Annotated in this window: 11 protein-coding genes; 7 read left to right on the top strand and 4 right to left on the bottom strand. The window is 68.8% G+C overall.

What is annotated here, in order from left to right:
- A partial coding sequence (locus AX685_RS23210) for a hypothetical protein (protein WP_231738931.1) occupies nt 1-206 on the bottom strand: 206 nt, incomplete at its 3' end.
- Between AX685_RS23210 and AX685_RS15730 the strand changes: the two genes are divergently transcribed.
- The 3 genes from AX685_RS15730 to AX685_RS15720 all read left to right on the top strand — a co-directional run bounded on the left by AX685_RS15730 (nt 139) and on the right by AX685_RS15720 (nt 3,064).
- Complete coding sequence (locus tag AX685_RS15730) at nt 139-2,235, top strand: prolyl oligopeptidase family serine peptidase (protein WP_197418651.1); 2,097 nt, start codon at nt 139-141, stop codon at nt 2,233-2,235. The two genes, AX685_RS23210 and AX685_RS15730, sit on opposite strands and share 68 nt — an antisense overlap.
- Nucleotides 2,236-2,315: 80 nt before the next feature.
- The gene (locus tag AX685_RS15725; RefSeq protein ID WP_066490344.1) at nt 2,316-2,657 is read left to right on the top strand and encodes a hypothetical protein; all 342 of its coding nucleotides are present in this window, start codon (nt 2,316-2,318) and stop codon (nt 2,655-2,657) included.
- A gap of 38 nt (nt 2,658-2,695) precedes the next feature.
- Nucleotides 2,696-3,064: a DoxX family protein gene (locus tag AX685_RS15720; protein ID WP_331710183.1), complete on the top strand. Its 369-nt coding sequence runs from the start codon at nt 2,696-2,698 to the stop codon at nt 3,062-3,064.
- Here the strand turns inward: AX685_RS15720 and AX685_RS15715 are convergent.
- Nucleotides 3,042-3,536: a DUF5872 domain-containing protein gene (locus AX685_RS15715; RefSeq protein WP_066490342.1), complete on the bottom strand. Its 495-nt coding sequence runs from the start codon at nt 3,534-3,536 to the stop codon at nt 3,042-3,044. The two genes, AX685_RS15720 and AX685_RS15715, sit on opposite strands and share 23 nt — an antisense overlap.
- Before the next feature lie 46 nt (nt 3,537-3,582).
- On the bottom strand, nt 3,583-5,892 hold the full coding sequence (locus AX685_RS15710) for an ATP-dependent helicase (RefSeq protein WP_066490349.1): 2,310 nt from the start codon (nt 5,890-5,892) through the stop codon (nt 3,583-3,585).
- Between the two features lie 110 nt (nt 5,893-6,002).
- Here AX685_RS15710 and AX685_RS15705 point away from each other — a divergent pair, with 110 nt between their 5' ends.
- The 4 genes from AX685_RS15705 to AX685_RS15690 all read left to right on the top strand — a co-directional run bounded on the left by AX685_RS15705 (nt 6,003) and on the right by AX685_RS15690 (nt 10,104).
- Nucleotides 6,003-6,407 carry a GFA family protein gene (locus tag AX685_RS15705; RefSeq protein WP_066490335.1) on the top strand — a complete coding sequence of 135 codons (405 nt, stop codon included), beginning with the start codon at nt 6,003-6,005 and terminating at the stop codon, nt 6,405-6,407.
- Nucleotides 6,404-6,814 carry a nuclear transport factor 2 family protein gene (locus tag AX685_RS15700; protein ID WP_066490333.1) on the top strand — a complete coding sequence of 137 codons (411 nt, stop codon included), beginning with the start codon at nt 6,404-6,406 and terminating at the stop codon, nt 6,812-6,814. Before AX685_RS15705 ends, AX685_RS15700 begins: the two co-directional genes overlap by 4 nt.
- A gap of 102 nt (nt 6,815-6,916) precedes the next feature.
- Complete coding sequence (locus AX685_RS15695; protein ID WP_066490327.1) at nt 6,917-8,551, top strand: inorganic phosphate transporter; 1,635 nt, start codon at nt 6,917-6,919, stop codon at nt 8,549-8,551.
- A 251-nt stretch (nt 8,552-8,802) separates the two neighbouring features.
- The gene (locus AX685_RS15690) at nt 8,803-10,104 is read left to right on the top strand and encodes an MFS transporter (protein WP_066490326.1); all 1,302 of its coding nucleotides are present in this window, start codon (nt 8,803-8,805) and stop codon (nt 10,102-10,104) included.
- 3 nt (nt 10,105-10,107) lie between these two features.
- Here the strand turns inward: AX685_RS15690 and rsmD are convergent, their stop codons facing one another.
- On the bottom strand, nt 10,108-10,710 hold the full coding sequence (gene rsmD / locus AX685_RS15685) for a 16S rRNA (guanine(966)-N(2))-methyltransferase RsmD (RefSeq protein ID WP_269450501.1): 603 nt from the start codon (nt 10,708-10,710) through the stop codon (nt 10,108-10,110).
- Between the last annotated feature and the right edge of the window lie 73 nt (nt 10,711-10,783).

Below are 10,783 nucleotides of genomic sequence, written 5' to 3'. Positions count from 1 at the left end.
CGGTGACGGCGGGTGGGACGCCGCAGCCTCGCTCTTGTTCCCGCGAGCGTCCGCGCGCAAGTTGGCGTCATGAAAAGAAAGGTCGAGAAACGCATGATCGTGGGTCGAGGAATGACGATGGCGGCGGTGGCCGCACTGATGCTGACAGGCGCCGGCATGGTTGCGCCCGCGCCGGCAAGCGCGCAGACGGCGGCGATGACCGACACGAAGGCTGCGCCGCAGGACGATCCCTATCTGTGGCTGGAGGACAAGGACGGCGCGAAGCCGCTCGCCTGGGTGGAGGCGGAAAACAAGCGCACGCTGGCGCGGCTTCAATCCGATCCGCGCTACCAGACCTTCTATCAGGAGGCCTATGCGATCGCGGCGGCGAAGGATCGTATCCCGATGCCGGCGCAGGTGATGGGAAGGATCGTCAATTTCTGGCGCGACGCCGACCATCCGCAGGGCGTGTGGCGGTGGACGACCCCCGCCGACTACGCCAATCCTGCGCCCAAGTGGCAGACGCTGATCGACCTCGATGCGCTGGGCAAGGCGGAGGGGCACAAATGGGTGTGGAAGGGCGCCACCTGCCTGCAACCCGACGAACGCCTGTGCCTGGTCGCGCTGTCCGAGGGCGGCGAGGATGCGGTGACGTATCGCGAATTCGATCTGGCCGCCGGGCGGTTCGTCGACGGTGGCTTCACCCTGCCGACGTCGAAACAGGGCGCGGCGTGGCTCGACAAGGATACGCTGCTGGTGTCGCGCGACTGGGGCGCGGGGACGATGACCGCATCGGGCTATCCGTTCGTGATCAAGGCGGTGAAGCGCGGCCAGCCGTTGTCGGCGGCCACCGAGCTGTACCGCGGCCAGCCGGGCGACCAACTGGGCACCTATGCCTCGGTCATGACCGATGCGGCGGGCAACAAGGCGGTGATCGTCGAGCGGCGCCCGACCTTCTTCGGCGGCGAAAGCTTCATCATGGTCGACGGCAAGCTCGTTAGGCTGGACATGCCGGCGCGCGTGTTCGCGCAGGGGCTGGTCGACGGGCAATTGCTGTTCCAGACCAGCGAGGCGTGGGGCGACATTCCCGCCGGGGCGATCGCCAGCGCGCCGCTGAGCGCGGTACGCACCGGGCGCTTCACGCCGGAGGTGGTGTTCTCCCCCGGTGCGCGCCAGACGGTCGACGGATTCGCGACGACGCGGCACCACGTCATCGCCAACGTCTATGACAATGTCCGTGCGACGCCGATGGTGTTCACGCATGCCGATGGCCGCTGGACGTCGCGCGCATTGCCGCTGGCCGACAACGCCTCGATCGACGTCGTCAGCACGACCGACTCCAGCGACCAGGCCTATATGCAGGTCACCGGTTTCCTGACGCCGACGACCTTGTGGGCGGTCGACGCCAGCGGCGCGACGAAACCGGCCGAGGTGAAGGCGTTGCCCGCGAAGTTCGATGCGTCGCGCGACGTGGTCGAACAGTTCGAGGCGACGTCGACCGACGGCACGAAGGTTCCGTATTTCGTCGTCCACCGCAAAGATGCGAAGCTGGACGGCAGCACGCCGACGATCATGACTGCCTATGGCGGGTTCGAATCGTCGATGACGCCCTATTACTCCGGCATCACCGGCAAGCTGTGGCTGGAACGCGGCGGCAGCTTCGTGCTGGCGAACATCCGCGGCGGGGGCGAGTTCGGGCCGAAATGGCACGACGCCGGACGCAAGACGAAGCGGCAGGTGATCTATGACGATTTCGCCGCGGTGGCGAAGGACCTGATCGCGCGGCGGCTGACCAGCGCGGCGAAGCTGGGCATCTATGGCGGGTCGAACGGTGGGCTGCTGATGGGGGTGGAGTTCAACCAGCATCCCGAATTGTGGAAGGCGGTGACGATCCAGGTGCCGTTGCTGGACATGCTGCGCTACGAACAGATCGCGGCCGGCGCGTCCTGGGTGGACGAATATGGTTCGGTGACGGTGCCGGAAGAGCGCGCGTTCCTGGCGAAGATTTCGCCCTATCAGAACATCCGCCGCGGGGTGGCCTATCCCGAACCCTATATCTGGACCACTACCAAGGACGACCGCGTCGGGCCGCAGCATGCGCGCAAGTTCGCCGCGCGGCTGAAGGAATATGGCCTGCCGTATCTGTTCTTCGAGGATACCGCCGGCGGCCATTCGGGCGACGCGGATATTGAGCAGGGCGCGCGGTTGCAGGCGTTGCAGATGACCTATTTTGCGCAGAAATTGCTGGGCCAGTAGGATGTGGCACGGCCGGGCGGTCGACGGATCGCCCGCCCGGTTCTTGCTGCAACGCAGCGAATTGCGCTAAAGGTAGCGCGATGGAAGCCGAACCCGATGGCCGCGCAGGCGGCGCCGTGCCCGATACCGTTCCGATCGTTTTCGAAGCGATCGTCAAGCAGCAGGCGATCGCCGCCACCTATAATCGTGGCAGTGTGACGCTGGCGCCGCACATCATCTATACCAAGCATGGCGAGATCTATCTCGACGCGATAACGATCGAGCGCGACGGCCAGCCGCCGAAGGAGCCGAAGATCGGCGCGTTCAAGCTCGCCGGTCTCAGCGGGCTGCGCATCACGCCGCGCCGATTCCGGCCGAGCGAATTGTTCACCCCCGGCGACGCCAAATATGAGGGCGTGACGCTGCTGGCGGTGGAGCTCTGAGCCAGCCGGACGAGACGCGGGCGCGGTCGATCGGTCGCGTGCTGCTGATCGCTTTCTATGCGCTGGCGGGCGTCGCGCATCTGGTCGTCACCGATGCGATGGTGCGGATCGTCCCGGCGTGGGTGCCGATGCCGCATGCGGTGGTGATCGCCACGGGCCTGTGCGAGCTGGCAGGCGCCGCCGCGCTGGTCACGCACCGCTGGCGACGTGCCGCCGGATGGGCGCTGGCGGCCTATGCGCTGTGCGTCTGGCCGGCCAACGCGCACCATGCGATCATCGACCTGTCGCGCGGCACCGGGCTCCCGATCTGGTATCACGCGCCACGGCTGGCGTTGCAGCCGGCGATCATCTGGTGGGCGCTATGGGCCAGCGGCGCGGTGCGCGTCAGCCGTCGAGCGCCGCGATAAGCTGATCCCTGGTCATTTTCGACCGACCGGGAATGTCGCGCTTCCTCGCCTGTTCGTACAGGGCGGCGCGGGTGCGGTGGTCGTGGTGGCGGCGCGTCTTGCGGGCGATATCAGCCGGCTGGGCGGAGAATTGCCGCCCCTTGCGGGTGTCGTCACGCTTGCGCGCGGTGGTGCGGCGATATTCGTCGTCGCTCAGTTCCTCGCGCGCGGCCTTGGGCAGATAGCGTTCGCCGGTCTTGCCGCTTTCCTCCCCGGACCGGGTGCCCCAATCCTCCTTCGTCCAGCGGTGCAGCGCGTTGTCGGGGTCACGCGCGCCGCGATAGCCGCCGCCGCGCTTCTTGTATTGCGCGACCGCCAGCTGTGCCTTGCGCGCCGACCATTGGCCGGGGCGGCCGCCCTTCGATCCGGCGGTGACCTCCTGCTTCACCTCCTCCCACAGCGCGGCGTCGGTCCTCTCGGCGGTTTCGGACATGGCGTCGCTCCTTCGCGCGCGCCAACGCGCGAGCGCGGGGCAGGGATCAGGCGGGGGTGACGAAACTGTCCATCACGCGCTTGCGCCCGGCCTGTTCGAAATCGATCTCCAGCTTGTTGCCCTCGATCTCGGCGATCGCGCCATAGCCGAATTTCTGGTGGAAGACGCGCTGCCCGGTCACCAGGTCGCCGCGCCCCTTGTTGCCCAGGCTGACCGCCGACGCGCGGCTTTCGACCACGCGCACCGGTTCGCGAGTGAAGGTGCGGCTGGTCCATTCGCCGCCCGGCTTGCTGCCCAGCGCGCCCGCCGCGCGCTGCCACCCCGGCCCGCGGCCGGTGCCGCGCGCGACGTCGGCGAACGGATCGGCACGTTCGGACCAGTTGGCGCGCCACAGGCTCTCGCCCCCCGACATGCTGGTCTCGCTGTCGATATGGTGCGGCGGCAGCTCGCCGACGAAGCGCGAGGGGATCGAGCTGGTCCACTGGCCGTAGATGCGGCGGTTGGCGGCATGGAGGATCGTCGCGCGGCGCCGCGCGCGGGTGATCGCGACATAGGCGAGGCGGCGCTCCTCCTCCAGGCTGCGCGTGCCGCCCTCGTCCAGTGCGCGCTGCGAGGGGAAGATGCCTTCTTCCCAGCCGGCCAGGAACACCGTGTCGAACTCAAGCCCCTTGGCGGCGTGGATGGTCATGATCGTGACCTTGGGATCCTCGCGCGTCGCCTCATTGTCCATGACGAGGCTGACATGCTCCAGGAACGCGCCGAGGCTTTCATATTCCTCCATCGCGCGGACCAGTTCGGACAGATTCTCCAGCCGACCCGCTGCCTCGGTCGACTTTTCCGCCTGCCACATCGCGGTATAGCCGCTTTCGTCGAGGATCTGGCGCGCCAGTTCGGGGTGCGGCAGGTCGCGCGCCATGTCGCGCCAGCGGGCGATGTCGCCGACGAAATTGCCCAGGCTGCGGCGCGCCTGCGGGGTCAGTTCGTCGGTATCGAGGATGCGTGCGGCGGCGATCGTCAGCGGCATTCCCCCGGCGCGCGCCAGCTGGTGCAGCTTGGCGATCGCCTTGTCGCCCAGCCCGCGCTTGGGGGTGTTGACGATCCGTTCGAACGCCAGGTCGTCGGCGGGCTGGTTGACGACGCGCAGATAGGCGAGCGCATCGCGGATCTCCGCCCGTTCGTAGAAGCGGAAGCCGCCGACGATGCGGTAGGGCAGCCCGATCGAGATGAAGCGATCCTCGAACTCGCGGGTCTGGTGCTGCGCGCGCACCAGGATGGCGACGTCGTCCAGCGACGTGCCGGAACGCTGCGCCGCCTCGATCTCGTCGCCGACGCGGCGTGCCTCTTCCGGGCCGTCCCAGACGCCGAGCACGCGGACCTTCTCGCCCGCGTCCAGCTCGGTCCACAATTGCTTGCCCAGCCGCCCGCCGTTGTTGGCGATCACGCCGCTGGCCGCGCCCAGGATGTGCGGGGTGGAGCGGTAATTCTGTTCCAGCCGGATCACGGTGGCGCCGGGGAAGTCCTTCTCGAACTTCAGGATATTCTCGACCTGCGCGCCGCGCCACGAATAGATCGACTGGTCGTCGTCGCCGACGCAGCAGATGTTGCGCCGCTCCTGCGCCAGCAGCCGCAGCCACAGGTACTGGACCGAATTGGTGTCCTGATATTCGTCCACCATGATGTAGCGGAAGCGCTGCTGATACTGTTCCAGCACGCTGCGCTCGCGCTTCAGGATGGTCAGGACGTGGAGCAGCAGGTCGCCGAAGTCGCAGGCGTTCACCGCCCTCAGCCGCTCCTGATACTGCTGGTACAATTCGCCGCCGCGGCCGTTCGCATAGCGTTCGCTTTCGCCCGCATCGACCTCCGCCGGGGTGAGCCCGCGGTTCTTCCATTCGTCGATCAGCCCCGCCAGGCTGCGCGCCGGGAAACGCTTCTCGTCGATGTCCGCCGCGACGATCAGCTGCTTGATGAGGCGCAGCTGGTCGTCGGTGTCGAGGATCGTGAAATTGGATTGCAGCCCGACCAGCTCGGCATGGCGGCGCAGCATCTTCGCGCCAATCGCGTGGAACGTCCCAAGCCACGGCATCCCCTCCACCGCCTCGCCCACCAGCCGCCCCACGCGCTCGCGCATCTCGCGTGCGGCCTTGTTGGTGAAGGTGACGGCCAGAATCTCCGACGGCCAGGCGCGGCGGGTGTAGAGCAGGTGCGCCAGCCGCGCGGTCAGCGCTGCGGTCTTGCCCGTGCCCGCGCCGGCTAGCACCAGCACCGGCCCGTCGGTGGTCAGCACGGCCTGCCGCTGCGGTTCGTTGAGGCCGGACAGGTACGGTGCGGCGTCGGCGGTAGGGGAAAGCTCGGTCACCGACGAACAGGTAGGGAACGCGCGCCGCCGCGGCAAGCCGCCGCGCGACGTCGCGCTTGCATCGCGCCGCGCATCGTGGGAACATAGCATAAACAAAAGGGAGGGACGGCGTGACGATCAGCGGCAGGTGCCATTGCGGCGCCGTAACCTTTCAGGCGCAGGGCGAACCGGCACATCACGCCATCTGCCATTGCGGCGACTGCCGCCGCTGGGCCGGTGCGCCGATGGTCGGCTGGATCGCGTTCCAGGAAGATAAGGTGCGAATCGCGGGCACGACCGCCGACTATCGATCGTCGGAACTGGGAACGCGCACCTTCTGCCCGGCATGCGGCACGGGCCTCTTCTATCGCAACGCCACGATCCTGCCGGGGATTGTCGATATTCAGTCGGCGACGCTCGACCATCCCGAGGATCATTCGCCGGGCGCGCAGATCATGGTACGCGAACGACTGCCCTGGGCGGCGGGGATCGCCGACCTCCCCGCCTTCGCCACCTATCCGGGAGTCGACGCATGAGCAATGCGATCCACCGCTGGCACGATTACATGCGCGCGCCGGACGCGGCCGCGCTGGAGGCGATGCTCCATCCCGACGTGGTGTTCCAAAGCCCCGCCGTGCACACGCCGCAGCGCGGGCGTGAGGTGACGATGCGCTATCTGGGTGCGGCGGCGGTCGTGCTGGGCGGCCCCGATTTCCGCTACGTCAACGAATGGCGCGGGGACGGATCGGCGGTGCTCGAGTTCGAATGCACGCTGGCCGACGAAACGCAGGTCAACGGCGTTGATATCATCGAATGGGACGGCGACGATCATATCACCCGCTTCAAGGTGATGATTCGCCCGGTGCGTGCGCTGAACGCGGTCATCCCGCTGATGGCGGCCGAGCTGGCGAAGCTGGCCCCGCCCGATAGCTCTCACGGCTGACCCCCCGCAGTCCCGTCGCGACACAGCGCCGCCGCGCGTTGCGCCGCTGGGGGGCGCATCCGTCATGAGATTGTCACGGACGGAGACGATGGGGCGAAGGTGATGGCTACCATTGTCCCCGCGGAGGCCCAGGCGGCCGCCGCTCCGTCGACCCGGCGGTTTGATGCCCCGGTTCATCCTGTGGCGCGTCTGCTGTTCCTGGCCCTGGTGGTCGGGGGCTTCGGCTATGCTGCGGTCAGCGTGATCCGCGATACGCAGCTGGTGGGGACCCCGCTGGCAAGCGGGGTATTCCTGTTCCTGGTGCTGGCGTTGCTGATCGCGCTCGGCTTCGAATTCGTGAACGGTTTCCACGATACCGCCAATGCGGTGGCGACGGTGATTTATACCAACTCGCTGCCCGCCCATGCCGCGGTGGTGTGGTCGGGATTCTTCAATTTCCTGGGCGTGATGCTGTCGTCAGGCGCGGTCGCCTATTCGATCGTCACGCTGTTGCCGGTGGACCTGATCCTGAATGTCGGATCGGGGGCGGGCTTCGCCATGATCTTCGCGCTGCTGCTGGCGGCGGTGGTGTGGAATCTGGCGACCTGGTATGTCGGGCTCCCCAACAGCTCCAGCCACACGCTGATCGGATCGGTGCTGGGCGTCGGCTTCGCCAACCAGCTGCTCAGCGCTGGCCGGGGCGGCACCTCGGGCGTCGACTGGAGCCAGGCGAGCAAGGTGCTGACCGGATTGTGGATGGCGCCGCTGATCGGCTTCTTCGCGGCGGCGCTGCTGCTGGTCGTGCTGCGCTACGTCACGCGCAACCCGAAGCTGATGGAGGCGCCGGAGGGCGACGCGCCCCCGACGCGGGGTATCCGGGCGCTGCTGATCTTCACCTGCACCGCGGTGTCGTTCAGCCACGGGTCGAACGATGGGCAGAAGGGCATGGGCCTTATCATGCTGATCCTGATCGGATGCGCGCCCACTGCCTATGCGCTGAACCGTACCCAGCCAGCGAGCGAAACGCCGGCCTTCGTCGCCAGCGCGCAGGCCGCGTCGGCGGTGCTGGTGCGCAAGGGCGCGGCGGCGGTGCCGCTGGAGCGCGCGCGGCCCATCCTGGTCCGGGCGCTGGAGCAGCGCGCCACCGTCGATCCGCTGGTGTACGGCGCGGTGGTCAGCGTGTCGGACGACCTGTCGCGCCGCGTCTCGGCATATCGCGCGCTCAGCAACGTTCCCGCCGGGGCGACGCAGAACGTGCGCAACGACATGTACCTGGTGCTGGAAACGATGCGGGCGATCGCCAAGGCCCCGAAGGCGGGGCTGAGCGCCGCGGATGTCGACGAGCTGAAGGCGTATCAGGAACGGCTGGAGAAGGGCACGCGCTTCATCCCGCTGTGGGTCAAGATCGCGGTCGCGCTGGCGCTGGGGCTGGGCACGATGATCGGCTGGAAGCGGATCGTCGTCACGGTGGGCGAGAAGATCGGCAAGCAGCACATGACCTATGGCATGGGCGCGTCGGCGGAGCTGGTGGCGGCGGGCACGATCCTGGCGGCGGACCGCTTCGGCCTACCGGTGTCGACCACGCACATCCTGTCGTCGGGCGTCGCCGGCGCCTCGGTGGCGAGCGGGCAGGGATTGCAGCGCCGCACCCTGCTGCAGCTCGCCGCGGCGTGGCTCCTGACGCTGCCGGTGGCGATGCTGCTGTCAGGAGTGCTGTACTGGATGCTGTTGCTGGTCGTGCGCGCGGGCGGGCTGTAAGCGCAGGCCTGTTCGCCGGGCCGGTATGAAAAAACGGGGCGGCGCCTGGGCAGGTGCCGCCCCGTAGTTCAGGGAAGGTCCGGGCGAGGGGGCTTTGCCCGGTCCGCGAGGCGCCCCACAGGGGGAGGGGCAGCCACCAAGCCCGCCTAGCGGTTCAACATTGCTGCAATGTGTCGGTCCGAGAGGATTTCGTGACCGAAGCGTGCGATTTGCGCGTTGACGCCCGCCCCCCGCGGCGTCGATGAGACGCCATGTCGTCCGAAGCCCCTCATGCCGCCCGCCCGGCGCCCGATCCGACCGCGTCCCACCGCCGCATCCTGCTGGCCAGCCTGGTCGGTACGTCGGTGGAATTCTACGATTTCTATATCTACGCCACCGCCGCTTCGCTGGTGTTCGGGCCGCTGTTCTTTCCCGCCAGCAGCCCGTCGGCGCAGTTGCTCGCCTCTTATGCCAGCCTGGCGGTGGCCTTCTTCGCGCGCCCGGTCGGAGCCTGGGCGTTCGGCCATTACGGCGACCGGATCGGGCGCAAGTCGACGCTGGTCGCCAGCCTGATGCTGATGGGCGGATCGACGCTGGCGATCGCGTTCCTGCCGACCTATGCGACCGCCGGTTATTGGGCGCCGGTGCTGCTGTGCGTGCTGCGCTTCGGCCAGGGGTTCGGGCTGGGCGGCGAATGGGGCGGGGCGGCGTTGCTGGCGGTGGAGAATGCCCCGCCGGGGCATCGCGGCCGCTACGGGATGGTGCCGCAGTTGGGTGCGCCGGTCGGCTTCATCGCCGCCAACGGGCTGTTCCTGCTGCTGGGGCTGGCGATGACGCCGGCGGAATTCATGGCATGGGGGTGGCGCGTGCCGTTCCTGCTGTCGGTGGTGCTGGTCGCGCTGGGGCTGTGGGTGCGGGTGCGCATCGCCGAGACCCCGGCGTTCGCGCAGGTGCTGGAGGAAGGGCCGCCGCCGGCGGTGCCGATGGGCGAGCTGTTGCGCGGGCATTGGCGCGCGGCGATCGGCGGCACGCTGGGCGCGGTCGCGTGTTTCGCGGTCTATTATCTCGCGACCGCCTTTGCGCTGGGTTACGCGACGACGACGCTGGGGGTGAACCGCCAGACGTTCCTGGCGATGCAGCTGGCGGCGATCCTGTTCATGGCGGTGGGCATCGCGCTGTCGGGGGCATGGGCGGACCGCACCAGCCCCGCGCACGTGCTGAAATGGGGCTGCGTCGGCGCGGTGGTGGCCGGGTTCGTGCTGGCGCCGGGGCTGGGATCGGGATCGCTGGTCGCGATGTTCGCCAGCATGGCGTTCGCGCTGTTCGTGATGGGTTTCGTCTATGGCCCGCTGGGAGCGTGGCTGCCGGGGCTGTTCCCGGCGCGCGTGCGCTACACCGGGGTCAGCCTGGCGTTCAACATGGCGGGAATCATCGGCGGCGGGCTGACCCCGGTGGCGGCGCAGGCGCTGGCGGATCGCGGCGGCCTGCCGCTGGTCGGCGGCTATCTGGCGGCGATGTCGCTGCTGAGCCTGATCGCGCTGCTGGTCATGCGCACGCCCCGCGACGCCCGCTGAGCGTCAGGCGAGCCGCAGCAGCGTCAGCCGCGCGCGGCCGTGGTGGCGATCCGCCTCCACGGTGAAGCCGGCGACCTCGACCGCCTCGGCCTTGGCGGTTTCGATCGACAGCCACGTCGCCGGGCCCATCCAGCCGAGCCGCGCCAGCTTGTCCGCCGCCACCGCGCCCGCGCCGGTGCCATAGGGCGGGTCCATCATCACGATATCCAGTGGCGCACGCGCGGGGCCGAGCGCCAGCACCGATCCGGCGCGCACGTCGGTGCCGGCCGCGCCCAGCTTCGCGATGTTGGCGCGCAACGCATCGAGCGCGGCCTTGTCCTGCTCCACGAACAGGCACGATGCCGCACCGCGCGACAGCGCCTCCAGCCCCAGCGCGCCGGAACCGGCGAACAGATCGGCGACCGCCAGCCCCTCGAAACTGCCGACACGGCTGGCCAGCATGGAGAACAATGCCTCGCGCGTGCGATCGGCGGTGGGGCGGGTGGTGTCGCCCTTCGGCGCGACCAGCGGGCGGCCGCGCCAGGCACCGGAAATGATCCTCATGCCCGCGGCTTCCGCTTCGGGCCGGAGCGGGTGGGGCCGGTGCGCGGCTTGGGCTTGGCCCAGCCGGGCTGGCGCTTGATCTTCGCGGGCCGCGTCGGTGCCGCCTCGACGGGTTCGGCCGGGGCCGGGGCGGGCT

Origin of the sequence: Sphingomonas sp. CCH9-F2 (assembly GCF_001556735.1) — a bacterium.
Classification (GTDB): Bacteria; Pseudomonadota; Alphaproteobacteria; order Sphingomonadales; family Sphingomonadaceae; genus Sphingomonas; species Sphingomonas ginsenosidimutans.
The sequence above is the reverse complement of the archived record's forward strand: the minus strand, read 5'-3'. Positions and strand labels throughout refer to the sequence as shown.